Annotated in this window: 27 protein-coding genes and 1 pseudogene; 23 read left to right on the top strand and 5 right to left on the bottom strand. The window is 45.2% G+C overall.

The genetic code is table 11. From position 1 onward, the window contains the following. Positions 1-259: 259 nt before the first annotated feature. The 14 genes from LKD36_RS03335 to LKD36_RS03270 all read left to right on the top strand — a co-directional run bounded on the left by LKD36_RS03335 (position 260) and on the right by LKD36_RS03270 (position 14,422). Positions 260-4,105 carry an InlB B-repeat-containing protein gene (locus LKD36_RS03335; protein ID WP_308458672.1) on the top strand — a complete coding sequence of 1,282 codons (3,846 nt, stop codon included), beginning with the start codon at positions 260-262 and terminating at the stop codon, positions 4,103-4,105. Positions 4,106-4,153: 48 nt separating this feature from the next. After that, on the top strand, positions 4,154-4,639 hold the full coding sequence (gene lepB / locus LKD36_RS03330; protein ID WP_118770402.1) for a signal peptidase I: 486 nt from the start codon (positions 4,154-4,156) through the stop codon (positions 4,637-4,639). A 156-nt stretch (positions 4,640-4,795) separates the two neighbouring features. Next, positions 4,796-5,854 (top strand): QVPTGV class sortase B protein-sorting domain-containing protein, encoded by a 1,059-nt coding sequence (locus tag LKD36_RS03325; protein ID WP_118770401.1) that lies wholly within the window; start codon positions 4,796-4,798, stop codon positions 5,852-5,854. Between the two features lie 565 nt (positions 5,855-6,419). Beyond that, positions 6,420-7,157 (top strand): class B sortase, encoded by a 738-nt coding sequence (gene srtB / locus LKD36_RS03320; RefSeq protein WP_308458671.1) that lies wholly within the window; start codon positions 6,420-6,422, stop codon positions 7,155-7,157. A gap of 24 nt (positions 7,158-7,181) precedes the next feature. Then, positions 7,182-7,871, top strand: a complete 690-nt coding sequence (locus LKD36_RS03315) for a Spy0128 family protein (protein WP_308458670.1) — start codon at positions 7,182-7,184, stop codon at positions 7,869-7,871. A 126-nt stretch (positions 7,872-7,997) separates the two neighbouring features. Then, positions 7,998-9,437, top strand: coding sequence for a tyrosine-type recombinase/integrase (locus LKD36_RS03310; protein WP_308458669.1), 1,440 nt, complete (start codon positions 7,998-8,000; stop codon positions 9,435-9,437). 454 nt (positions 9,438-9,891) lie between these two features. After that, entirely contained in the window at positions 9,892-10,797 is a 906-nt protein-coding gene (gene spoIIIAA, locus LKD36_RS03305) for a stage III sporulation protein AA (protein ID WP_308458668.1), read from the top strand. Continuing rightward, positions 10,791-11,309, top strand: a complete 519-nt coding sequence (locus tag LKD36_RS03300) for a stage III sporulation protein AB (RefSeq protein WP_118770173.1) — start codon at positions 10,791-10,793, stop codon at positions 11,307-11,309. Before spoIIIAA ends, LKD36_RS03300 begins: the two co-directional genes overlap by 7 nt. A gap of 18 nt (positions 11,310-11,327) precedes the next feature. Next, a complete protein-coding gene (spoIIIAC, locus tag LKD36_RS03295) occupies positions 11,328-11,522 on the top strand; it encodes a stage III sporulation protein AC (RefSeq protein ID WP_118770172.1) in 195 nt (64 codons plus the stop codon). Positions 11,523-11,537: 15 nt separating this feature from the next. Then, a complete protein-coding gene (locus LKD36_RS03290; protein WP_118770171.1) occupies positions 11,538-11,921 on the top strand; it encodes a SpoIIIAC/SpoIIIAD family protein in 384 nt (127 codons plus the stop codon). Between the two features lie 4 nt (positions 11,922-11,925). Beyond that, positions 11,926-12,954: a stage III sporulation protein AE gene (locus LKD36_RS03285; RefSeq protein ID WP_308458667.1), complete on the top strand. Its 1,029-nt coding sequence runs from the start codon at positions 11,926-11,928 to the stop codon at positions 12,952-12,954. A gap of 21 nt (positions 12,955-12,975) precedes the next feature. Then, positions 12,976-13,206 (top strand): stage III sporulation protein AF, encoded by a 231-nt coding sequence (locus tag LKD36_RS03280; protein ID WP_118770169.1) that lies wholly within the window; start codon positions 12,976-12,978, stop codon positions 13,204-13,206. Beyond that, positions 13,203-13,742, top strand: coding sequence for a stage III sporulation protein AG (locus LKD36_RS03275; RefSeq protein WP_308458665.1), 540 nt, complete (start codon positions 13,203-13,205; stop codon positions 13,740-13,742). Before LKD36_RS03280 ends, LKD36_RS03275 begins: the two co-directional genes overlap by 4 nt. Continuing rightward, a complete protein-coding gene (locus LKD36_RS03270) occupies positions 13,739-14,422 on the top strand; it encodes a SpoIIIAH-like family protein (protein ID WP_308458664.1) in 684 nt (227 codons plus the stop codon). The genes LKD36_RS03275 and LKD36_RS03270 overlap by 4 nt, the downstream gene beginning before the upstream one ends. 65 nt (positions 14,423-14,487) lie before the next feature. Here LKD36_RS03270 and LKD36_RS03265 read toward each other — a convergent pair whose 3' ends face one another. The 3 genes from LKD36_RS03265 to LKD36_RS03255 are packed head-to-tail and all read right to left on the bottom strand — an operon-like array spanning position 14,488 to position 16,372. Continuing rightward, positions 14,488-15,342, bottom strand: coding sequence for a TlpA disulfide reductase family protein (locus LKD36_RS03265; RefSeq protein ID WP_118770167.1), 855 nt, complete (start codon positions 15,340-15,342; stop codon positions 14,488-14,490). A gap of 18 nt (positions 15,343-15,360) precedes the next feature. Further along, on the bottom strand, positions 15,361-16,239 hold the full coding sequence (locus LKD36_RS03260) for a 4Fe-4S binding protein (RefSeq protein ID WP_308458663.1): 879 nt from the start codon (positions 16,237-16,239) through the stop codon (positions 15,361-15,363). Beyond that, on the bottom strand, positions 16,232-16,372 hold the full coding sequence (locus tag LKD36_RS03255; RefSeq protein ID WP_308458662.1) for a CD1871A family CXXC motif-containing protein: 141 nt from the start codon (positions 16,370-16,372) through the stop codon (positions 16,232-16,234). Before LKD36_RS03255 ends, LKD36_RS03260 begins: the two co-directional genes overlap by 8 nt. 96 nt (positions 16,373-16,468) lie before the next feature. Between LKD36_RS03255 and LKD36_RS03250 the strand changes: the two genes are divergently transcribed. The 3 genes from LKD36_RS03250 to LKD36_RS03240 are packed head-to-tail and all read left to right on the top strand — an operon-like array spanning position 16,469 to position 19,642. Next, on the top strand, positions 16,469-17,155 hold the full coding sequence (locus tag LKD36_RS03250) for a response regulator transcription factor (protein WP_308458843.1): 687 nt from the start codon (positions 16,469-16,471) through the stop codon (positions 17,153-17,155). After that, the gene (locus LKD36_RS03245) at positions 17,152-18,309 is read left to right on the top strand and encodes a sensor histidine kinase (RefSeq protein WP_308458661.1); all 1,158 of its coding nucleotides are present in this window, start codon (positions 17,152-17,154) and stop codon (positions 18,307-18,309) included. The genes LKD36_RS03250 and LKD36_RS03245 overlap by 4 nt, the downstream gene beginning before the upstream one ends. A gap of 25 nt (positions 18,310-18,334) precedes the next feature. Continuing rightward, on the top strand, positions 18,335-19,642 hold the full coding sequence (locus tag LKD36_RS03240; RefSeq protein ID WP_308458660.1) for a putative ABC transporter permease: 1,308 nt from the start codon (positions 18,335-18,337) through the stop codon (positions 19,640-19,642). Positions 19,643-19,699: 57 nt separating this feature from the next. On the opposite strand, the gene LKD36_RS03235 is transcribed toward LKD36_RS03240, so the two are convergent. Then, positions 19,700-20,485, bottom strand: coding sequence for a Uma2 family endonuclease (locus LKD36_RS03235; RefSeq protein ID WP_308458658.1), 786 nt, complete (start codon positions 20,483-20,485; stop codon positions 19,700-19,702). A gap of 255 nt (positions 20,486-20,740) precedes the next feature. Here LKD36_RS03235 and LKD36_RS03230 point away from each other — a divergent pair. After that, positions 20,741-21,175, top strand: a pseudogene (locus LKD36_RS03230) (FKBP-type peptidyl-prolyl cis-trans isomerase); the annotation flags it as partial. Positions 21,176-21,216: 41 nt separating this feature from the next. Beyond that, on the top strand, positions 21,217-21,858 hold the full coding sequence (locus LKD36_RS03225) for a class I SAM-dependent methyltransferase (RefSeq protein WP_308458657.1): 642 nt from the start codon (positions 21,217-21,219) through the stop codon (positions 21,856-21,858). Between the two features lie 57 nt (positions 21,859-21,915). Here LKD36_RS03225 and LKD36_RS03220 read toward each other — a convergent pair whose 3' ends face one another. Next, complete coding sequence (locus LKD36_RS03220; protein WP_308458656.1) at positions 21,916-22,410, bottom strand: hypothetical protein; 495 nt, start codon at positions 22,408-22,410, stop codon at positions 21,916-21,918. Between the two features lie 224 nt (positions 22,411-22,634). Here LKD36_RS03220 and LKD36_RS03215 point away from each other — a divergent pair, with 224 nt between their 5' ends. The 4 genes from LKD36_RS03215 to LKD36_RS03200 all read left to right on the top strand — a co-directional run bounded on the left by LKD36_RS03215 (position 22,635) and on the right by LKD36_RS03200 (position 25,430). After that, positions 22,635-23,114, top strand: coding sequence for a DUF2975 domain-containing protein (locus tag LKD36_RS03215; protein WP_118770158.1), 480 nt, complete (start codon positions 22,635-22,637; stop codon positions 23,112-23,114). A gap of 12 nt (positions 23,115-23,126) precedes the next feature. Next, on the top strand, positions 23,127-23,366 hold the full coding sequence (locus tag LKD36_RS03210) for a helix-turn-helix domain-containing protein (RefSeq protein WP_118770157.1): 240 nt from the start codon (positions 23,127-23,129) through the stop codon (positions 23,364-23,366). After that, positions 23,347-24,627 (top strand): DUF4153 domain-containing protein, encoded by a 1,281-nt coding sequence (locus LKD36_RS03205; protein WP_308458655.1) that lies wholly within the window; start codon positions 23,347-23,349, stop codon positions 24,625-24,627. Before LKD36_RS03210 ends, LKD36_RS03205 begins: the two co-directional genes overlap by 20 nt. Positions 24,628-24,755: 128 nt before the next feature. Next, the gene (locus LKD36_RS03200) at positions 24,756-25,430 is read left to right on the top strand and encodes a response regulator transcription factor (protein ID WP_308458654.1); all 675 of its coding nucleotides are present in this window, start codon (positions 24,756-24,758) and stop codon (positions 25,428-25,430) included. Positions 25,431-25,552 lie beyond the last annotated feature (122 nt).

Here is a 25,552-nt window from a genome sequence, read left to right as displayed (position 1 = left end):
TTGCTGTTAAAATTTCGACAAGAAATGTTAGTATGCACTCTTTTTAAAAGTGGGCACACAAAACTGACGAACCAGCTGTTTAAAAGCTGTTTCGCCTGTTTTGTGTGCTTTTTAATTCGGAAAATTGTGGAAATTCAGAACCTTTTTATGCATCCCGATACCTCATAATGGATATTATGTGGTATTGCAATTTGGCTGATATTGCAATCATGGAGGCTACAATATACTCCAAATAAGAAAAAGGATGGGAGAATGCGGGATGAAAAGGAAAGTGAAAGCATTACTGGCACTGGCACTGACGTTGGCACTTGTCTCCACGACGCTTGGGGACAACTGGCTCTACGTATCCGCAGAGAATGCAGCAGAGGCAGAAGAACAGACTGATGAGCCGGCAGCTGCAGCAGAAGAGGAGACAGAAGAGAAGCCAGCAGCTGCAGTAGAAGATGAGCCAGCAGCGCCTGAAGAGACAGCATCAGTGGAGGAGGCAGCTGCAGTCGAAGAAGAGACAGCTCCGGCAGAAACTCCGGTTATGGAAGATGATCAGAAGCAGCCAGCAGAGGCTCCGACTGAGCAGCCAGCAGACAACCCTGCCCCGGCAGATGAACAGAAGCAGGCAGCAGAAAGCCCTGCCCCGGCAAATGATCAGAAGCAGCCGGCAGATGCAGCAGCACCTGCAGCCCCGGCAGAGACTCCTGCAGCAGATGCAGAAGTGAAAGAGGCAGAGAAGACTCCGGAAGTAGAAGTACCGGGAGTGGATGAAAAAGATATTGAGACAGTGGAGGAAGAAACCGGCCTGACAGAACAGACGATAGAAGCTTCTGTGGACACGGAGGAAAAAGATGTCGTCATTACCCTGACGGGTGAAATGCCGGAAGAAGCAACGGCAAGTGCCTGTCCAGTGGATATTACCATGGATGGTGTGAATATCATCTCTGCTTATGATATCACCATCTATGATGCAGATGGCCAGGAATTCCAGCCGTCTGAGGAGAAACCGCTTCAGGTGAAGATTGAAGATGACGCTGTACGGAAAGCTCTGGAAGAAAAGGCAGAACTGGAAGTATATCATCTTGAGGATGCCGAGGCAGAACCCGAGCAGGTACAGGAAGTAAATCTTGAATCAGCAGCAGTTGAGTTTCAGGCAGAGAGCTTTTCCATCTATGCAGTAGTAACACCAGAACAGCATTTTACACATACGTATCAGTTTATGGATGAGGATGGAAGTCCAATAGTGGGAATTCAGGAACAGATCTTATCTGCAAATGAGACACTTACAGAACCGAAAAGTCCGACAAAAGATCATGCGGTATTTGAAGGCTGGTATACGGCACAGAATGGCGGAGAGAAATTTAACAAATTCGGGCAGCAAGAGCCGGAATTGAAAGCAAGCGTAACAACAACGTTATATGCACGGTTTACCACGGTGTATTACGTGTACTATAAAGCTGGAAGTCAGGCAGACAGTAAAGTATTGTTTACACAGACATATCATGACGGAGCAGCTACGATAGTTACCGGTGATATTCCATTTACTCCGGAGAGTACGGAAGAGGCCTTAGTTGGATGGACGACTGTAGCAGGAGGGACGGAGCCGGAAACTTCTCTTGTTATAAAGGATGATGATGTAACTCTTTATCCTGTTGTAAAAAAAGCACATTGGCTGAATTATCATTCTATGGGTGGAACATCTGTAGAACCTGTATATGTATTGGCAGGAAATCCGACGCAGGATGACAAGGTCCCAGAAAGAAAGGGATATACGTTTGATGGATGGTATATAGATCAGTCGTATAGTCAGAAGTTTGGATTTGGTAAAATTCTTGGTCAGGATCAGGATCTTTATGCAAAATGGAATCCTGCAATGGTAGAGTATACTGTCGCGTACTGGCAGGAGAATGCAGATAATGATGACTATAGTTATGTGGAATTCGAAAAGAGGCAAGGACTGACCGGAACGGAAGCAGGTTATGATAAGGTGGAGAAGTATCATAATTTCTCTCTGGACACTGCAAAAACGGATACAGAGAAGGTTATTATTTCCGCAGATGGAAGCAGTATTAAAAATGTATATTACAAGAGAAATATTTATACGATCAATTTTGTAAAAGAAAGCAGTAATAGACCTACATGTGGAAAAGAAGAGCATACCCATACACATGGATTTTTGGGAATTGGAAGCTGTTATGACAGATCCGGAAATTTGAAGTGCGGAAAAGAAGAGCATAAACATGACGCCAGCTGTTATGCGGGAGGAGCTATTTTAACAATTAGCCAGAAGTATGATTCTGATATTAGTAAATATTGGGAAGAAGATCCTATTAAGGCGTTGTTAGATGAGGGGTATGTCTGGAAATCAAGTTTGACAGGAAAATATTATACATTTCTGCAAAAAATGCCAGAAAATAATATTATCATGACACAAACTAAATGGAGTGGGCAGAAATATACGTGGTATTACTATTTGGAAGCTCTGGATGGCAAGGCACCAAATGGAGAGAAAATAAGAAAAGATGGCGGAAAAACGTATTATTTGTATCATACTACTTCAGTTTATGGAACTAATATAAGCCTGACATATGATGAAGATTATTATCCACTCACTGGATTTAAACAAAGGAACGAGAATGTACCTAAATTTACGTGGAATATAAGAAAAAATTGTTATGAAGCTTCACTATATTATCTAAGAGAAGCTTATGAAATTGATTTCCACACCAATGACATGGACAGCCGTGTAATAAATGAGAAAGGTATTTTATATGAATCTGATTTATCCAATATTGCACCGAAAGAGTATGTGATTGGTGAAACAACAAAAATTTTGAATGGTGTGACCTATTATTTTGATGGATGGTATGACAATCAATATCTTCAGGGCAACGCTTATGATTTTACTGGCAAAAAGATGCCGGCAAAGAATCTTGCATATTATGCAAAGTGGAGCAGCAGAAAGGTAACTCTTTCTTTTGATAGTACAGGGGGTACTGAAATTAAAAGTCAGATTCTTGATCAGGGAGCAGCAGGAGTAAAACCTGAGAATCCTGTCAGGAATGGATTTAAGTTTGCAGGCTGGGTAAAAGAGGATGGAACACCGTTCAGTTTTGCAACTGTGATTATGAAAGATACCACGATTTATGCAAAATGGATCAGTAACAGCCAGTATATGCTTACTTACGACCCTGGTGCAGGATCTGGTGATACAGTCACAGATCCGACTGGTTATGTAAATGGTGCAGAAGTGAAGTTGGGAGAAGTACCGGAAGGTTTCCAGCCACCTAAGGAGCATTATGGATTTGTCTGCTGGAATACGGCAGAAGATGGAAGCGGAACGGATTATTACCCGGGTGCAGGATATGTTATGCCTGAGGAAGATGTCACATTGTATGCAAAGTGGGCACCAATTCGTAAAACGATACTGAGTTATGATTATACTGGCGGTATGTTTGGTGGCAAAGAAAGATCAGATGCCATTGAAATTGCAATTCCTAATTCAGAATATGAAATTGATGATAGAATGCCGACAAGAGAAGGGTATGAATTCCTTGGCTGGAGTATTACAAAAGAGATTGCGGCAGGAGGAGCCCTCTTGACTAAGGGTGACAAGATCCAGGTAGACACTTTGGCTGAGGAATCCAATGTAATCTATGCACAGTGGAGAAAGCTGAAAGAAGTTACCTTCACAGTAGAAAAATTAGTGGATGGTAATATGGGAGACCACAACCGGGAATTTGAGTTTAAGTACTCTATTATCGACAAAGAGGGTGCTGTAAAAGACAGTGATACATTTAAACTGAAATCGAGCGTTAGTACGGAACTTCCAAAAGTAGCAGAGGGTTACACTATTGTAATTCAGGAAACTTCGGTAACAGGATATACAACAACGATTGATGCCACCGTAGATAATGCTTCTTCGGAGGCAGGAAAATTCAGTTATACGGTAACCAAAGATAGTTCAGATGCTATTAAAGTTACGTATACGAACAGTAAGACAATGGTTACTCCGACTGGAGTTACTACAAACGGGATGACCTCTATTCTGATGCTTCTGGCAGGCCTTGGTATGGCAGTGGTGATGCTGTTCCCAGGAAAACGCAGAAAGATCTGATCATAAAGAATGAAGGCTGAGAAAAAGAAATGGACGAAGAAGGCGGCTATGGCAGAGGTCAGATTATTTCTGACACGCCTGACTGCCATGGTACTTCTGTTGTGGGTACTGTTCGGACTGATCTTCGGTATCTGTCCTATGAAAAATGAGGATATGATGCCGAGAATCAGTTCCGGTGACCTGCTTCTCTACTATCGATTACAGCAAAGCTTTGTATCAGGTGATGTAATTGTCTTACAGAAAGACGGAAAACGATATGTGGGAAGAGTGGCAGCTCATGGCGGAGATACCGTAGAGATCACAGAGGATGCACAGCTCTCCGTAAATGGAAGTACTGTGATCGAAAATGATATTTATTATTCCACACCCAGGTATGAGAGCGGAATTGTCTATCCGGTGACTTTGGCAGAAGATGAAGTTTTTGTATTATGTGATTACCGGGAAGGCGCAAAGGACAGCCGGTATTTCGGACCAGTAAGTAAGTCCGAGATCAAAGGTAAAGTGATTACGATTGTCCGGCGGTCCAATCTTTAAGTGGTATATTACGGAAACAAAGGACGGGGGAGGCGTGACTGGATGAACATAGAAACATAGACCGTCATAGTTCCGTGATATAGACTGTGCCGAAAGTGCAGCCAGATTATATAACAAAGTCAGGGGAGAGAATCCCGGGAAAGAGAGGTTCATATTATGAAATTTAACAAAATCTCAAAGAAATTGGCAGCCTGTTCACTGGCAGGAGTCATGATGGTATCAATGCTTGGAATGACCGCATTTGCAAAGACTGGTGATACAGAAGCGGTTACTTTCACAAAAACATTGGATATGTCTGAGGCAGAAGGGGCAAGCGTACCGGATGTAGAGTTTGCATATGAGATCGCTCTTGGTGCTCATCTTGAAGCAACAGAAGCTTCACCGGAGATTTTAGCTGGAATTCCAGGAGCGAAGATTGATAATGTAGCATTTAGTCATGATAATGCTGTTGATTCAAACAAAGAAGTTGTAAAGACAGTAACTGTAGATTTCAGTAAAGTAAAATGGACAGCACCTGGTATCTATCGTTATACCATTACTGAGAAGGATAGTGGAAATGCTGATATCACCAATGATGCAGTTACTATCAGAACTTTAGATGTGTACGTAGTAAATGATGGTGAAGGTGGATACAAAATTGCGTCCCAGGCTATGATCAAAGGCACTGATGCACCGACAACTGAAGGAGCATATAATTCTGAGAGTAAGAGTGATGGATTTACAAATTCTTATAAAACCTATGCACTTAGCCTGAAAAAAGTAGTAGATGGCACGATGGGTGACAAGGGAAGAACTTATAACTTTACAATTAATTTTGAAGGTCCGGCATATGCTTCTTTTAACATGAATGGAGAGCAAATTACGTTAGATGATAAAGGAAAAGGCAGCGCAAATATTGCATTGACAAATAACAGTCTGAAAACTATCAAAGGTATCCCGTCTACTGTTAAATACACTGTAGTTGAGAATATTGATAAGAAAGATGGATACACAGTCAGCTATACTGTAAACGATACCGATAAAACCAGTGATACTTATGCAACATCTAATGAGAATACAATGGGTAAGATGAATAATGCAGTTGTATGTACTAACCTGAAGAACGCAGTTACTCCGACCGGTATTGCTATGACTGTAGCTCCGTACATTCTGATGGTAGCAGTTGCTGGTATCTTTGCAATCCTGTTCCTTCGCAGAAGACACGAAGAAGCTTAATCAGTGAAGTAAAAGCTTCCCCCGGAGACAGCGTTTTCATGAATGAAGGCGTTCTCCGGGAAACAAAGAAGCTTTAAAGGAAAGTCTGACTGGGCAGAGAGCTAATTTTGGGCATATGCGTGGAATATGCTTCAAAAGCGCCAAAATGTACAGAAGTGTAGCCAGAATGGGAATTTGTTGGGCGGATATGGGCATATGGAGCAACTATTTCCTCAAAAGTCCAAAAAGAGAGTTGGTTTTGGGCAGAAAAGCTATGGAAGATTTTCATACGCCCAATACCTATCAGAAAAGCCAGAAAATCCGGCAGATTACATGTAAAATCAGCAATTGGGAGACTTGTCGTGGGCGGAGATGAGGCACAACAAGCTATATGCCCAATGAAGTCCCCAGAGAGCGGTTTTTCCGGCAGCCGGGCAGTAAAATGGCCCAACAAAGCCCCGAGCCAGTGCGATTTTCGGCAGCTGGGGTGTGAAATGGTCTCATAAAGCTTCCCCCGGAGACAGCGTTTTCATGAATGAAGGCGTTCTCCGGGAAACAAAGAAGTTTTCAAAAGGAGGAACCCGTCATGGAGATTGCTGGCACATTAGCCAGGCTGGGAAATCGAATATTGAGCATGATTGCAGCAATTATGATTCTGCTCATGCTGCTCTATGGCGGATATTCTCTCTGGGATACGGTGATGGTGTATCGGGGAGCATTTCTCTCCAGTGACCTTCTGCAGTTCAAACCGGCGGAGGATGCGGTGGAAAGTCCGACGCTTCTGGAGCTGCAGGCTATCAATCCGGATGTACAGGGCTGGCTTACCATAGACGATACACACATAGATTACCCGGTCGTGCAGGGGGAGAATGACATGGAATACGTCAACAAAGATGTTTATGGAGAATTTGCACTGTCCGGAGCAATCTTTCTGTCCAGTCTCGACAATCTGGAATTTGATGAGGGATACCATCTGCTGTATGGGCATCATATGGATAACGGCGGAATGTTCGGGGATATCGTGGAATTTCCGCAGGAATCTTATTTTGACAGCCATACATCCGGTGTGTTTTATCTGCCGGATGCAGCCTATGATATTACACTGTTTGCCTGCCTGGAGGTAGACGCTTATGATCCGGTAGTCTACGACTGTGATTCAGGGGCAGACAGGAAAAAACTGTTAGATTATATTAAGAAAAATGCTGTTCAGTACCGGGAGATCGGAGTGACAGCAGAAGATTCGGTCATTGGTTTCTCAACCTGTGCCGAAGCGGAGACAAACGGCCGTGTTGTTGTGTTCGGGCGGCTTACCAAAAGAAGCTAAACACAAGAAGGAGGTTATGAAGCGATGACAAGTAGAAAGAAAGGCCTTCCCGGCGGATTGCTGATTCTGCCGTTGCTGTTCCTGTTTCTGATGATGCCCGGACAGGTAAAGGCAGCACAGAACAGCTGCGAGGTGACAATTCCGGTGCAGATTGAAGTATCCGGTGATAAGATCCCGGATGGAGAGACCTATCAGATTACGATGGAAGCAGTGACAAAGGATGCACCCATGCCGGCACAGAATGTTCAGGAACGGAAAAATGCAGGAAGTATTTCCTTTGGACCGATGACATATACAGTGCCCGGAGATTATCAGTATAAAATCTCCCAGACTGTAGGAAAGACAGATCGTTTTACCTATGATACCAGTACGTATCTCGTGACTGTCAGAGTAGTAAATGCAGAAAATGGTACATTGAAATCAGAAATGTGGGCAGTAAAAGATGGATCAGAGACAAAATCTGGAACCATCTCTTTTGGAAATCATTATGATACCCCGAAATCCGGAGGTTCCAAGAAGCATCATCACTCCAGTAAAACGGAAGAGACTACGGTGACTCCGGTAACTGTGCAGACTCTTCAGACACTGGCTTCACCGAAGACAGATGACAGTGCAAACGTACTTCTCTGGGGTGCATTTGCGGCAGCAGCGCTGCTTGGTGTTGCAGTTATGATTTTGATCACTGTGCGAAACGGAAGACGGAACGAAGAATAGCTGTAAAACAGAAATGGAGCATGAGAATGACTGAGAGACTGCGTCCGGGTGCGAGAGTATTCGGACGCAGTTTTTGAAGTGTTGTTTTAGGCGGATGCGAAGTGATACAGAGGGGATGGTACAAAGATGGCAAGGACGGGAAGAGATCTTACCGGGCAGAAGTTTGGAAAGCTGACAGTGCTTGGGTTTGGCGGCTATGAACAGAATACGAGACAGCGTGTGGCGATGTGGAACTGTCATTGTGACTGCGGAAATGATTGTCAGGTGGAAGGATATTTGCTGGCCAGCGGACGGAGGAAAAGCTGCGGCTGTATCCGGCGGGCAGCAGGGCAGATGGAAGGAGAACGCTTTGGAAAACTGGTGGTTCTGGGAGAAGATCCTGACAATCAGACCACATTGAAGAAAGTACTTTGCCGCTGCGACTGTGGAAATATAAGAAGTGTGGCAACAAGAGATTTGAAAAGCGGAAAAATAACGAGTTGTGGATGTGATGAACCACTCAGACACAATCCGTCGGATTTTTTGGAACGGCAGTATGATGTGGAACTGGAAAGCCTGAGACAGGCATTCCGGCAGGGAAACTTTACGCAGATTCACACATTAAAAGAATGGGTTTATGTGTGGATCAGGGAAGTGTTGCAGGGAGTCGTAAAACCGACTACCATACGTATGTATGCAGAGACTATGGAGCATCATATTTTTCCGGCTCTTGGTGAGGAGCAGCTTCAGGAACTGTCCGGAGAGCAGCTGGAAGACTGGCTTGAATTATTGAGCAGACAATCAGTGACAGGCACCAGAACCGGAAAGATGACAGAGGGAACGGTCAGAAACGTATTGTCAGTCTTAAGCGGAAGTCTCAGGGATGCACAGAAATATGGTCTCATTGACAGTAATCCATGCCTGGACGTGCATTTCTTTGAGAAAAAGGATCAGAGTAGTGATTGCAGGTCATGGCTTCAACCGGAACAGATCCGACAGCTGGAACCGGTACTTGTCTCTTATAAGGATGAAGATGGCTATCCGCTGGGATTGGGATTCCAGCTGGTGCTTTATACAGGGATTACCTTGAGTGAAGCTGCAGCCCTCAGGTGGAAAGATGTGGATTTTCAGGAGAAGATTTTGAATATCCGTTATTTTGTGGCAATGAAAAGAACCCGCCTGGAAGACGAACGGGTATATGACCTGGAAAAGCTGACAGGCCGTAAAAACAGAAAAGTACCAGTTCCGGATTTTATGGTGCAGATGCTTAAAAGCATAAAGGAGAGATATCAGGGCAATCTGGAGGATTTTGTATTAGGTAATCAGGCACAGGAACCGGTACGTGTAGACCGGATGCGGGCAGCCCTGCAGCGCCGTTCCCATATGTGCGGCATGGATACAGTAACGCCCCGTATGCTTCGGGATACCTATGCCATGCGAGCAGTGCAGGCAGGAGCCACTTCTGATTTGATCGCACAATTAATGGGATTTGCCTCCTCTCAGCAAGTGATCAGGCGGTATATGCCTGCAAATAAAATGAACGAGAGGGAACTTTTGGACCGCATGTTTGGAAACAGAACCTCTTGATTTTTTCTCTGAAACTGATCAAATTGTAAGGGGCTGTTGTAAAATGGATGAGTACTCATCTGTTTTACAACAGCCCCTTTCTGCTGTAAGCCTATAAACCTTAAGGAACTTTTTCGTAGTCAGAGTCTGTTGGGTCCCTTAACCGCCTGGACAACCCCTAATTTTGCCCCAAAAGTGGAACTTTCACACAAGAAATTAAATATAGACCCATGCACACCCAAAATAGACTGCCCCACGCAGCTGAAAGAGTTCTCCCGCGGCATTAGTGTCCCCAGGTGTAAACCTTTTCCGCGAACTTGCTTTGGGTGGAGCAGACAGGATATATTCCATATGTCCAGCACTGCCGTCAGGAAAAGTGCCGCTCAATCACCTATTCCGGTGATTTTGCGACACTCCCTTCTTTTTACGCATAAAACCTGTCCCGGCTCATATATTTTGATAAGGGGTTGGGACAATGAAGTGCAATGAAATCATAGAGCTGTTTCCGGATATTTTGAAAAATCCGCTGCAGGCGGCGAAGGTGGATCTGTGGGAGACGGAAGAAATCCGGGTACGGGCAGGGCAGTGTCTTTCCGTTCGGGTGCGGGGCAGAGAATGGAGACTGGAAGTTCGTTATACGGTGGAAGAGATCCGGCAGATCCTTTCTTATCTGGCCAATTATTCTCTCTATGCTTATGAGGGAGAGATCCGCCAGGGATATCTTACGCTTCCGGGAGGACATCGGCTGGGACTGGTAGGAAGAGCGGTGCTGGAGGGAGACCGGATCACATCGTTGACGGAGATCTCTGCCCTTAATCTCCGGCTGGCCCATGAGAAGAAGGGCTGCGCGGATTCGGTGATTTCCTGTTTATGGGAGCAAGACAACCTGTGTGATACGCTGGTGGTGTCACCGCCTGGCGGCGGCAAGACGACCCTTCTCAGAGACTGTATCCGTCAGATTTCCAATGGGACAAAAGAACATCGTGGAAGAACGGTAGGGGTCGTGGATGAACGGTCGGAGATTGCAGGATGCTGCAGGGGTGTGCCGGAAAACGATGTGGGGATGAGGACCGATGTGCTGGACGGCTGTCCGAAAACCCTGGGGATGCGGATGTTACTTCGTTCCATGGCACCGGAAGTATTGGCCGTGGATGAGATTGGAAGTGAGGAAGATGTGCGGGAAATTCAGTATGCGGCAAACTGTGGATGTACGGTTTTTGCCACCGTCCATGGAGACAGCCCGGATGCGCTGCAGAATCAGCCGAATCTTCGGAAATTACTGGAAACAGGAGCATTTCAGAGGTTACTGTTTCTGGAGGGGCGGGATGCACCGGGCAGAATCCGGCAGGTGACGGATCACAGAGGAACCGTGTTATGCTAAAATTTCTGGGCATTGGCCTCCTGCTATCAGGCACGGCTGGAATTGGATTTGGAAAGGCAAGAGAACTGGATCAGCGTGTGGAAGAGCTGCGAATGCTTCGGCAGTTGATCATGCTGCTGGAAGGAGAGATCCGCTGTACCCATCGGCCGCTTCCGGAGCTGTTGATTTCTCTGGGAGAGCGGTCGAGGCCTCCTTTTCAGTCTTTTTTGTTGGAGACCGGCAAGGAGCTGGAGGCTCATAAGAGTCTTACAGTGCAGGAGGTATGGAAGGAACAGCTGACCCTTGGCAGAAAGAAATTTCATCTGAACAGACAGGAGTATGAAGAACTGTTGGAATTTGGCGGAATGCTGGGATATCTGGATATTCAGATGCAGACGGAACTGTGTCTTTGGTATGAAGAGCGGCTGAAAATATCGGTGCAGACTGCCATGGCAGAGGCAGGAGAAAAACGGCGGCTGTATCGGTGTCTTGGAATTTTAAGCGGCGTTGTGCTGGCGGTATTTATCATATAGGACAGGTGGAATCAAAGTATGAGCGTGACACTGATTTTTAAAATTGCCGCAGTCGGAATCCTGGTATCGGTTCTCTCCCAGGTTCTGAAGCACAGCGGCAGGGAGGAGCAGGCATTTCTTACAAGTCTGGCGGGTCTTCTGCTGGTCCTTTTCTGGATTATTCCTTATGTGTATGAGCTCTTTGTTACGATGGAGAAACTGTTCACACTGTAAGAAAGAGGGGAAACCATGATAAAAATTGCCCTGATCGGTATTGTGGGAATTCTTCTGGCACTTCAGATAAAAGCGGTAAAATCGGAATATGCCGTGTATCTGTGTATGGGTGTCAGTCTGCTCATTTTTATGGGAGTGACTGAGCAGCTTCAGATCATTGTGGATGCCATACAGGCCATCGAAACTTACCTGCCGTTAGATCAGAGGTATATAAAAATTCTTCTGAAAATCGTGGGGATTACCTATATTGCGGAATTTTCCTCGGATCTTTGTAAGGATGCGGGATATCAGACCATTGCCGGACAGATTCAGATCTTTGGGAAACTGTCTGTACTGGCAGTCAGTATGCCAGTGCTTCTGGCTCTTTTAGATGTGATTCAGAACTTTCTGGGAGCGTGAGCAGATGGGGGAAATTGATTATGGGGAAATTCAGCAGGTGCTGGATGACCTGCTGGGGCAGAATGTGGATTTTCAGAATATGGCCGAGCAGGGAGCATCCGGAAACAGTCCCATTTCTTTTCAGAATCTGCTTAAGATGGCGGAAGGACTTTTTTTCCGGGAACTGATGGAACAGAAAGAACTGTGGGTGCACATCCTGATACTGGCAATAGCAGCTGCGGTACTGCTTCATTTTGCCGATGTATTTCAGAATAAGGGTGTGTCCAGGATCAGTTTCTGCATGATCTATATGATGTTATTTTTACTGCTCATTACTTCTTTTCAGGGAAGCATGGAAATAACGACAAATGTGCTGGATGCAATGAAAGACTTTATGACGGTACTGGCTCCGGCTTTTTTTCTTGCCATGACGCTGACATCTTACATCAGTTCTGCGGGAATTTATTATGAATTTACGTTATTTCTGATTTCCGGGGTGAGGTGGCTGACCAGTGTATTTTTGCTTCCTTGTATCGAAATCTATATTCTGCTGGTGCTGGTCAATCATCTGTCGGGAGAAAAGCGGCTGGGACATCTGGCGGAACTGCTGTCTATGCTGGTGGGATGGAGTCTGAAAGCGCTGCTGGCGTTGGTGTGTGGTTTTCATATGGTCCAGGGGCTCATTTCGCCGGCAGCGGATGCTTTTCGTACCATGTCGGTGAGCAGAGGGATAGAGGCAATTCCAGGTGTGGGGGATGCAGGAAGCTCTGCCACGGAGCTGGTACTCGGCTCTGCCATGCTCATAAAAAACGGTATCGGTGCGGCGGCTTTGATGGTACTGATTCTGCTTTGCATGGTGCCGCTTATCAAGCTGGCAGTGATTATGCTGGTATATTATGTGCTGGCGGCAATTCTGCAGCCTGTGTCGGATGAACGGATTACGGAATGTCTGCTTGGCATGGGGAATGGTGTGAAGCTTCTGTTTCAAGCGGCATTTACGGTGCTGGCATTATTTTTGCTGACCATTGCACTGACGACGGCAGTGACGGGATGAGGAACAGACAGGGGGAATAAGATGCAGGCAATTCTGGATATGGTGCGGATGATTGCGGTCTTCTATTTATTGGAACAGATGGTATTGCAGCTGATTCCCGGAGAGCGGTATGAGCGGTATGTGCGGTTTTATCTTGGACTGCTGCTGGTATTGCTTTTACTGCAGCCGGTCTTTCAGATTTTCAGATTGTCGGAGCAGCTGGATCAGAAAGTATTTCTGCAGGAAAGGGAGATGGAGGAGATGCCGGAATGAAGGAAAAATGGGAAGCACTGCGAAAAAAATACTGGCCCCCAGGAAAGGATCAGTTCCTGATTATGGCGCTGTGTGGACTTTTACTGGCAGTGATTGCTGTTCCGGTGGATTCCGGAAAAGAGAAAGGAACACAGGAGAACAATGGGCAGAAAACAGAGATCCCGCAGGAGACAGATAGCTACGAAGAGCAGATGGAAAAGAAACTGGAAGATTTGCTTTCAAGAGTGGAGGGCGTCGGACAGGTCCGGGTTATGCTTACCTTTGAAGGAAGCGGGGAGCGGAAAGTAGAGAAGGATAAGCAGGTGGGGACGGGCGGAACAGAGGAGGAGACCGTATATGAGGAGTCAGGGAGCTCAAGCCGCAGGCCTTACGTAACGTCGGAAAGCAATCCGCAGGTGGAGGGAGTTCTGGTCATTGCAGAAGGGGGTGATAAGAGCAGCGTCAAAGAAGAAATTATCGGAGCCGCTCAGGCATTATTTGGCATTGAACCTCATAAAATTAAAATAATGAAAATGGAGGTGGAGGAAACAAAGTGAAGAAGCTTGTGAAAAAGCCTGTATTTAAGAAAAATCAGATGATTATCACTGCGCTGGCGGGCATGATTGCCATAGCAGGATATCTGAACTATGCGGGAACGGATGTAAATCCTTCCCTGCTGAGTGTGGACAGTGAGGCGGTAGAAGATGTGGCTGAGACAGATCTGGCGCAGGATATTTCCGCAGAAGATACCTACGCTTTGACGGGAGAGGTGGATGAAGGAAGTCAGGATATTGCGAGTCTTGATGAAAATGAGGACGGAGATGTGGCAGTCGAAGAAGGTACGGATGCCGGGCAGACCGTGATGGCCAGTACCACTGTGGGTGTCGGACTGGTATCCGAGGCAAAGGTGACCCGGGAACAGAACCGCTCCAGAAATAAAGAAATTCTCATGGAACTTATCAACAGCACTCATATTACAGACGAACAGAAGCAAAGTGCCATTGATGAGATGGTAGCCATGACAGATGCGGCAGAAAAGGAGCTGGCAGCAGAAACCCTCCTGACGGCCCAGGGGTTTGATGAGGTAGTGGTGAGTATCAATGATGCCTGCGCTGACGTGGTGGTGAGCAGCTCGCAGGTCAGTGATGCAGAACGGGCACAGATTGAGGATGTGGTAAAGAGGAAGACAGGAATCGAGGCGGCGAATATCACGATCACACCAGTCACGGCTGAATAATGAATGCTCATAGCAGCAGGGACAGGATAAAAAACCTCTGGCTTTTATCCTGTCCCTGATTAGAATTATTTATTCGAGCTGTCAGCATCAATGACTGATTGAATCTGTTTCATCAGAGCATCATAGTTGTCCTGATTGTCAATTCCTCCAAGGAGGGGATCTCCCACAATATTGCCGTTTCTGTCGACCAGTATAGTGGTAGGAAATGCCATAATGTCGGAGGCATATTTACCTGCATCGGAAGCAGAGTCGATGGAAAGGTTGCGGTATTTGGCACCCTGACTTTCAAGAATCGCGGATGCTTCCTGAATGGCGGCTTCATTTCCGTCAAAGGTTTCTGTATTGATGCCGACTACCTCGCCACCCATTGATTTGATTGCATCGTTCAATTCATTAAGCTTAGGCAACTCGGCAACGCAGGGCTTGCATCCGGTAAACCAGAAATTGAGGACAGTGACAGCATTTCCGGAAAAGAGACTTTCATCAACAGGATTTCCATCAAAATCCAGACCGGAAAAATTTTTAAAGGGAGATACATTTTCAGCATTATTTTCCTGACCGGTGGTATCTGATGCCGCATTTTCATTTTCCATTTCTGCTATCTGCTCCTCAAGATTTCGTATCGTTTCTATATCATCCGTCAGTGTTTTCAGCTCCTCATCCGTAAAAGCCTCTTTGCCTGATTCGATGGTGTCAGCCAGATAATCCGCATAATTTCCATTGGGATCGGCAGTGCTTTTATCCATCATGCCAAATACTTTGTTCCATACATCTTCATGATCTGCAAAGACCTGGTTCTCCTGCTGATACAGGTCATCCAGGCTGGTGGCGGAATTGTCCGCAGATTTTTTTGTGCTGCATGCCGTAAGCAATGCCATGCTAAGTATCATAACAGCAATCAATGTTCTTTTGGTTTTCATAAATAATAGCTCCTTTCACTATTTCGTTTTCGATGATTTTCCCATAAACTGGTAGTGGATTGCATCTTTAGGACAAGCTTTGATACAGGCCCCGCATCGGATGCATTCCGGATGATTTGGAGTTTTGCACACATCCACATCCATTTTACATGCCTTTGTACATTGGTTACAACCGACACATTTGTCGGTTTCAATCTTTATATGAAGAAGGCTGACCTTGTTAAACAATGAATAAATTGCACCAAGAGGACAAATCCATTTACAGAAGGGTCTGTAAAATAAAATGCTTAACACCACAACGGTAATTAAAATAAAGCATTTAAAAGAAAACAGCGTTCCCAGTGCGGACCTTATAGATGCATTTCCAAGGGAAAGTGGGATAGCACCCTCTAAAACACCCTGGGGACAAATATATTTACAGAAGAAGGGGTCGCCCATTCCGACTGAGTTCGTTACAAGCATTGGCAGAAGGATAACAAAAACGATAAGAATGAGATATTTCAGATATCTTAGCGGTTTCAGTCTGGCGGTGGAAAGTTTTTTTCCGGGGATTTTATGAAGTAAATCCTGAAACCATCCAAAGGGACACAGGAAACCACAAATAAATCTTCCAAGGGTCACGCCGAGCAGAATAAAAAAACCGGTTATGTAGTAGGAAAATTTAAAGCGGGACGATCCGACAACCGCCTGAAAGGCTCCAATAGGGCATGCTCCCGAGGCGGCGGGACAGGAATAACAGTTTAATCCTGGTACACAGATTGCTTTCGCCTTGCCTTGATATATTTTGCCTTTCCATAAATTAGGAATATGAATATTGGTCAGCAACGTTGCGGCTGCCTGTATCCACCCGCGTAGTTGAGCTGTTTTTTCTGATAGTAATTTCTTTTTCTTATCCAATTCCGACACACTCCAGACATAATTTGATTGCTTTACCAAGCACGACAGCCGCTTCTCCTCTGATTACACCATAGCCCATCATGGTAATACCTGCGAGGAGCAGGACGGTCGGAACGATTTTTCCGCACTTCAAGATAGGGTCATTCCTTTCGTTTGTTCTATTTATTGACCAGCTGACTTAGGTATTATACAATAACGGTTGTAAAATCTTTGTTAAGAAACAGGTGAAATCATTTTGAGATTATTAATTGTTGAAGATGAGAAACAAATATGTGACACAGTTGCGAAAAGTCTGTATGGTGCCGGGTACGAGGTGGACACCTGTTATGATGGAGAAGAGGCGCTGGAATGTATTCTGGCGGAGAATTATGATCTGATTGTCCTGGATCTGAATCTGCCCGGTATGGATGGTATGGAGATACTGAAGGAACTCAGACAGAGAAATGAAGAGACAAAGGTTCTTATATTATCGGCAAGAGGCCAGATTGCGGATAAGGTGGAAGGACTGGATGCAGGGGCAAATGATTATATGGAAAAACCATTCCATCTGCAGGAACTTGAGGCACGGATCAGAAGCCTGACAAGAAGAAAATTTGTGCAGAAGGATGTATGTCTGGAAAGTGGCGGGATAAAGTTCGATACGATCAAACGGGAGGCATATGCAAAGGGAAAAAAAGTTTCCCTGACAAGAAAAGAAAATGGGATTCTGGAATATTTGCTTCTTAATTTAGGCCGACCGGTGAGCCAGGAGGAATTGATGGAACATGTCTGGGATGCATCTGCGGACAGCTTTAGTGGAGCCATCAGAGTACATATGTCTTCCCTCAGAAAAAAGCTTAAGGCTGTGCTTGGATATGATCCGATTTTGAACAAAGTGGGAGAGGGATATCAAATACGGGAGGTATCCGACAGATGAAAAAAATATCACTGCAGTGGAGACTTACCTGTATCATTACCATCTATATTGCGGTTATATGTGGATGTCTGACGATGTTTGTCTATAAAAACGGGGTATATTACATGGATACTCTGCAGGAAAGGGTGGATGCCCAGGGAGATGACAACGCGGAGGATGCAGACGAAATATACATCAGCATTCCGGATGATAAGTGGGATGAGTTTGCAACGGATTTTTCGATTCAGGTATACAATAATAAGGCAGACTACAAAAAAAACAGTCTGCTTATCTCAGCTTTTCTTGCTCTTCTTGGCGGGGTAGCCACATATTTTATAAGCGGACATGCACTCAGACCAATCAAAGAATTTTCTGATAAAATTGAAAAGGTGCAGGCACAAAATCTGGCAGACTCACGAATAGAAGAAAATCAGGTGAAAGAACTGAACCAGCTTAGTATTTCCTATAATAAGATGCTGGGACGTCTTTCTCATGCATTTGAGACCCAGAGACAATTTACTGCCAATGCGGCACATGAGCTTCGAACCCCATTAGCTTTAATGCAGGTACAGCTTGATCTATATAATTCCACCCGTCATCCGGACAATGATGCAGAGACTTTGCAGACGATAAAGATGGTCACGGAACAGAACGACAGGCTTGGCAAAATGGTAAAGACGCTTCTCGATATGAGTGAGTTTCAGACGGTAAGCCGGGATGAAAAAATTATAGTGGATGCCCTTGTTGATGAGGTGCTGGCAGACTTGGAACCTCTTGCCCAGGAAAAAGATATCACACTTATTGGAAAATGTGAGAGTATTACGATGATGGGAAGTGATGTTCTTATTTACCGACTGGTGTACAATCTCGTTGAAAATGCTATAAGATATAATCATCTGGGAGGTCAGGTTACCGTAACTGCCTGCCGGAAGGAACAAAAGGTGTGTCTGTCGGTATCTGATACGGGAAGCGGAATTCCTGAGAATCTCAGGGAGCGGGTGTTTGAACCCTTCTTCCGTGTGGATAAATCCAGAAGCCGGGAGCTTGGTGGTGTAGGACTTGGACTTGCTCTGGCTCGTGAAATTGTGAGGGTGCATGAGGGCAGTATTACGGTCAGACCGAACCCATCAGGAGGAACGATTTTTGATGTGACCTTCACCCAGGGATCAATTTAACTATTATCATAAAGAGGAGACTTACATGGAATATACGATTTATGAACTGTTGTTTTTCTTATTTTGCTACTCGTTTATTGGATGGTGCGGAGAAACGCTTTTTGTTGCCGTGCGCAGAGGCCATTTTCATAATCGCGGTGTGTTTGGTGTTCCCTTCAGCCTTTCTTACGGTATTATGATGGATCTTCTGATTCTGGTACTGCCGACATTGAAAGACCGGTATCTTCTGCAGGTAGTGGCATATATGGTCATTACCTCTGCATGCGCCCAGCTGGCAGGAGAGTTTTCGAACCGGATGACCAAAGCCGTGCTGTGGGAGCAGGAGGAACATTCGGTCTATGCTGGTAAAGGAAGAGGATTCTTGGATGTGCTGGGCATGAGCGCAGTGGCAGTGGTGGCAATGCTGCTGATTCAGCCTATGCTCTTCTTCCTGACTCAGATCATTCCAGTGCTGGTCCTGAAAATCATTGTATTTGTGCTGATGGCGGTGGTTATTCTTGATTTTATCGCTGTGGAATATGCGGTTCACAGAAAGCCTCTTCCGGAGAAAATGAAGAATCTGGAGCGCGGTATCTGGGAGCGGAAAGTAGGAATTGGTACCTGGATCGCCGATCGGTTCTGGCGGCGTATTCAGCTGGCATATCCAAACCTGAAGGCAGGCGAAGAACCAGTGTCAGAGGCAGAGAAGCAGTATACCTTTGCCAGGGGACTGTGCCTTGATAAAATTATCTGGGTATTTTTTATCTGTGCTCTGGGCGGTGATATCATCGAGACCTTTTATGTGCATTTCACCGCAGGTATCTGGATGAGCCGTTCCAGTGTGCTCTACGGCCCTTTCAGTATTGTGTGGGGATTTGGAGCAGCACTTCTGACCATGCTTTTATATCGTCTTGCAAAGTTGGAAGACCGATATATTTTCCTTGGAGGATTCTTCCTTGGAGGTACTTATGAATACATGTGCAGTGTCATTTCAGAGAAAGTATTTGGCACAGTATTCTGGGACTACAGCAACATGCCTTTCAATATTGGCGGAAGAACAAACCTTCTGTTCTGCATTTTCTGGGGAATTTTGGCCCTGATCTGGGTGAAAATCATTTATCCGCCCCTCAGCCGTCTGATCGAGAAAATTCCGCCCATTGCAGGAAAAATCATCACCTGGGTGTGTGTGGCGCTGATGGTCTGTGACCTGGCATTATCGGCTTTTGCCATGATGCGGTATGTGGAGCGAAAAGGTGGTGTCCCCGCAGAGAATGCAGTGGAAAGCTTCCTGGATGAACAGTATCCCGACGCGTTTGTGGAATTTGTGTGGCCGAATATGAAGATTACGAAATAGAAAGTGAGAGAACCCGATGGCATATGAGTGACCATCGGGTTCTTTTTTTGCATGGAATTATAGTCTGGCTTTGATTTCTGCAAAATTGATTTTCAGATTTTCCTGATAGATCTGAACAGGGATAATATCATTAAAAGTGTATAACTGCGGATAGTCTTCCGTTTCGAAGAAATAACAGAGTATCGTTTCACGTTTGGGATCGACGATCCAGTATTCCCGCACACCGGCACTCATATATTTATCAACTTTCTTTGAATAATCTCGCTTGCGGCTGGAGGGTGAGACAATCTCGATACAGAAATCGGGTGCGCCGTAAACACCTTTTTCTACGATTCTCTCCTTCTGACAGATCACAGAGATATCAGGCTGGATCATGGTACGGTTATCACAGTCCAGCTGAACATCAAGTGGAGCAGGAAGAACCTTACAGGGACCTTTATTGTTTCGAATATAATTTCCGATATCTAATAACAATTCTGTAATAAGTTCCTGATGAATAGATGAAGGCGCTTCCAGAAAGATCAGTTCTCCGTCGATCAACTCTGCCCGGACATCATCAGGAAGTGCATAGTAATCATCCAGTGTGTAGTCACCCTGCTTTTTAGGAGCAACTGCATACGCAGGAAGAGCTTCTCCGATTCGATCAGCAGTTGAATAATTGCTGTCCGGGATGGAAAGAACATGATTTAAGGCGTTTAAAGTATCATATCGGGGAGATTTTGTTTCACCATTTAAAATTTTATTGATGGTACCGACAGGGACACCAGACAGTCGTGAAAGCTGTTCCGTTGTTATACCGAGTTCGGATTTCTTCTTTTTCAATTCTTCATATAATGCTGCCATACGTTCATCCTCCTGTTGGTTTTAATTACTTAAATAGATACTTATAGTATATATTTTGAATGCGTAAAAGTCAATAAAAATATCCGCAAAGTAGTAAATAACCGAAAACGGATATATTTATACAGGAAAGGGTATATCCATTTAATTTTCAAATTTTTACCCATCTTTTTGCGGAAATATTTCTTGCACAAACGGTAAAGATTAGGTACTCTTATAGGGAATCATTTTGAAAACAACGGAGGATTTATCATGGACAACCTGACAGGACGCAATGTAGGCAAGACCTGCCGTACTCATTACAGAGGAACTTTTAACGATGGAACCCAGTTCGACTCATCCTATGACCGCGGCGAACCGCTGGAGTTTGTATGCGGTGCAGGTCAGATGATCAAAGGTTACGATGCTGCAGTGGCAGATATGGAAGTTGGCGAGGTGAAAGAGATTCACCTGATGCCGGAAGAAGCATATGGAATGCCGAATCCGGATGCCATCTTTGAGATGGAGATCGCAAAGCTTCCGGGCTCCGAAGATCTGGAAGTAGGCCAGCAGGTATATCTGACCAATCAGATGGGCCAGCCGTTCCCGGTAAAAGTAACCGCAAAGGATGAGGTAAACATTACTTTTGATGCCAATCATGAGATGGCCGGAAAAGAGCTGAATTTCAAGATTGAGCTGGTAGAAGTGAAATAAGAGACTTCTCAGAAAGAGATCATTTCAGGAGGAGCAAGACCATGAAAACACAGGAAGAGGTGACACGCATCGGCAATCCGCGCAAGCCGGAGGGCACGGAAGGCGAGGAAATGCTGGAGCGCATGAACCAGAGCCATTATGAGGTGACCGGCTGGGCCCTTTCCTACTGGGAGATTCAGGAGGATGACAGGGTTCTTGATATTGGCTGCGGCGGTGGAGCAACGCTTCACCGGATGGCGGAAAAGGTAACCTCCGGTCATGTGACAGGTGTGGATTATTCGGACGTATCCGTGGAAACTTCCAGGAGGAATAACGAGAAGAATATCAAGAGCGGTAAGATGGATGTACTGGAAGGTTCGGTGGAAAATCTTCCCTTTGCAGATGATTCCTTTGATAAAATCATCACCGTGGAGAGTTTTTATTTCTGGCCGGATCCACAGGAAAACCTGAAAGAAGTACGGCGTGTGCTGAAAGCAGGCGGAACCTTCCTTCTGGTGGCAGATATTTACCAGAATGGAAATCTGACGGATCGGGAAAAAGAGAATATCCGGAATTATCATCTCTTTAATCCGACGAAAGAAGAATTTGAGCAGCTGTTCATAAATGCCGGATTCACAGATATTCAGATTCATACCAGGAAGGGCGAGAACTGGATCTGCGTCGAAGGTGGAAAAAGAGCATAAGATAAGAAAAACGAAACCCTGCCGGAAACTAAAAATTCCAGGCAGGGTCGTTTTCGTTTAGAAGGAAGTCTGTACATCTGTACATGGTTCAGCACCATAGTAGGGAAGTCTGCCTTCGCTGTATCCATACGCAAAGTAATGATTCAGAAGTCCTACAGCATCCGGTCCGATGACAGCGGCTACATCCGGATAGTTATTGTAGTAGTAGATCGGGTCGAATTTCGGAAGGTCGGAATTGGCATTCTCCGGATTGGGGGATGGGATCTGCATCATGAAAGCGGTTCGTTCTTCCTGAGTGGCCACATATCCGGCAGCAGCTTTCCACTCGGATTCCCGGTTCGGAAAACGGCCTTCCTGCATGCCGGCCGTCTGATAATGGTTGAACAGGGCCTGGGTATCGAAGCCGTATTCATTTGCTACATCCACGTATTTCTCAAAATAGTAGCTGGGATCAAAAGCGGTCTTCGCCTCAGAAGGAAATGCCCCAAAGATGGATGCAAGGAACACGGCAGATACTGCACATAAAACAGTTTTCATTTTTGTAAATTTCAATCTGGTCACCTCCGTAGATACGATTATTCTTACAAATAGCTTATCATTAAAATTGTCAAATTTCAACAAAAATTGTCAGAAAAATAAAAAACATGCTGATCATAAAAAAATGAGAAGTCTTGAATTACAATTATAATTTATCGTAAAACGATAAAAATGTATTGACAAATATCTTTATACCAACTATACTGCACCTATAAACAAACATAAAGGAGCGAAGTGGTATGGAGCAGCACAGACTGATTAAATGGTTAAAATTTCTGGTGATTTTCGCAGCGGGATGCGGAATGGTGATGGATCTGGGAGTCCTGCCGGGAGTAGGAAGCTGGATGGTGGATCTGGCACCGGAGTTTGGCGGATATTTTTGGCCATGGCTCATATTTTTATGGATTCTGTCCGTGCCCTGTTATATGGCATTATGGATGGCGTGGAAGATTTTTACAGATATTGAGAAGGACAAAGCATTTACCATGGAGAATGCAAAACGTATGGGGAACGTTTCCTTTCTGGCAGCGGCGGATGCGGTACTTCTGGTTGTTGGAAATGTAGTTTATCTGATTCTCCATATGAATCATCCGGGGGTGTTGCTGGCTTCATTTCTTATTGCATTGGTGGGAACTGCCATTGCCATCGCGGCGGCCATGCTGTCCCATCTCATCCGGAAAGCGGCGAGGCTGCAGGATGAGAGCGACTGGACCATATAGGAGGATGCGATCATGTCAATTATTATCAATATCGATGTCATGCTGGCGAAACGGAAGATGAGTGTGACAGAGCTCTCTGAACGGGTCGGTATTACCATGGCAAATATTTCCGTGCTGAAAAATGGCAAGGCGAAAGCTGTTAAGATCAGCACTTTGAACAGTATTTGTAAGGCCCTTGACTGTCAGCCGGGGGATATTCTGGAATATGTGGAAGACGGAGATGATGAAAACGATGAAAACGAAAGATCTTAATCAGATCATGTCAGTTCTTTACCTGGGGCTTGGCTATGGGTTTGTTTATCTGTGGTCTTCCTGGACATCGGAATGGAGACTGACTTTATTTACGGCTGCTTATGCAATCGCAGTGCTGGGGTATTGCTATGGAAGCGGCAGAAAACCGGCCCGTGAGAGCTGGTTCTGGCTGACAGTCCTGTTCGCCATTGCCATACCTATGAATTTCTATCTGACATTTGGTATTTTGCAGATACTGGCGCTTATGATGGCAGCGGCCTACTGGACGGAGTCGGTAGGCGGAAGCCTCCTGGATCACGGAAAGACGTCCCATTTTATTGCATTTGACCTGTGGAATGTATTTGTCCAGGTGCCGTTTCGGAATTTTTCAGCCCAGATCCTGGTGTGGTTCTCGGAAAAAGAAAACGAACAGGAAGAGGGAACAGAGCAGAAGAAAATGAAGATGAGCGGTGTAATGGCAGTAGTTTGCGGGCTGGTGCTGGTCATTCCGGTTCTCTGTATGATTCTTCCCCTTCTGTCCCGGGCAGATGCAGGATTTGCAAGGGCGACGGAAGAAATCACAGAGTATTTGCAGTGGCATTTGGCAACTGTGCTGATGAGGCTTCTGTTTGCCATTCCGGTATCTCTTTATCTGTTTGGACTGGTATACGGGAGTATTTACAAAGTTCACACGGACGACATCAAAGTGGAACAGCTCCGGAAAATGTCTGTACAGGTGAAGAGATTACCGCAGGTGACAGTCTGTACGGTGCTTCTGGTGATCTGTGGGGTCTATGGTTTTTTTATGGGAATTCAGGGAAATTATCTCTTTTCCGCTATTGCTGGGAGATTGCCGGAGACATTTACCTATGCAGAATATGCGAGAAGGGGATTTTTTGAACTGTGCCAGATTGGTATCTGGACGCTGGGCATTCTGTTTCTGGCCAATATGTTTGCCGGACAGACTGCGAAAGCATTGAAATGCTGCAATATACTGCTGGCAGGAGAGACGCTTTTATTACTTATCACGGCAGCCAGTAAAATGTTTCTCTATATAAGAAGCTACGGACTTACCATCAACCGGATTCTTCCCATGGTGTTTATGATCTGGATGGGAATGGTGCTCATAAGTTTTGTTCTGCGGCAGAGAAAACGGTTTCCCATGGTGCGGATCTGCGTACTGGCCGGAGCAGTGCTGTTTTGTATGCTCTGTGTGCTTCCGGTGCAGCATTTGACCGAACTGTATAATACATGGGCGAGAATGAGAGGACTTATTCCGTAAAAAGATTCATAAAGAGAGCGGCATCAGATACTGGTTGAAAAACGTTAAAAATTAAAATTCTTCACAGAATTGTCATATTCATTTGTTATACTATGAAATCATGAGAAAAATAGATGGAGGCTTGCAGTATGGAAAAGCTGAAAATTTTAGTCGTAGATGATGAGAGCCGTATGCGGAAACTGGTTCGTGATTTCCTGGTAAAACAGAACTTTGATGTGCTGGAAGCAGGAGACGGAGAGGAAGCAGTTGATATTTTCTTTAAGGAGAAGGACATTGCATTAATCATTCTGGATGTGATGATGCCGAAGATGGACGGCTGGCAGGTTTGTCGGGAGATCCGAAAATACTCCAAAGTGCCGATTATCATGCTGACGGCCAAAGGAGACGAGCGGGACGAACTCCAGGGATTTGACCTGGGGGTGGATGAATATATCACCAAGCCCTTCAGTCCGAAGATTCTGGTGGCGAGAGTGGAAGCGATTTTGAGAAGATCGAACCTTCTGACCAACGATGATGTGATTTCAGCAGGAGGTATTGAACTCGATAAAGCAGCGCATCAGGTAAAGATTGATGGACAGGAGATTGAATTAAGCTATAAGGAATTTGAATTGCTGGCATATTTTCTGGAAAATCAGGGCATTGCTCTTTCCAGAGAGAAAATTCTTAACAACGTATGGAATTATGATTATTTCGGAGATGCCAGAACCATTGATACCCATGTGAAGAAGTTAAGGAGTAAGCTTGGTGAAAAAGGTGAGATGATCAAGACCATCTGGGGTATGGGCTATAAATTTGAAGTATAGGAATTTACGAAAAATACCGTTTTTTATTGCGTCTGAACTATGCATATGTTACAATAAATACGTTGGAATAAGACATTACATTCATAGAGTGTAGTGTCTTTTTTGCTGTAGTGATGAGGCAG

The organism is Hominiventricola filiformis (assembly GCF_020686965.1).
In the GTDB taxonomy this organism is placed as follows: Bacteria; Bacillota; Clostridia; order Lachnospirales; family Lachnospiraceae; genus Hominiventricola; species Hominiventricola filiformis.
This window is presented reverse-complemented; position numbering and strand designations above follow the sequence as displayed.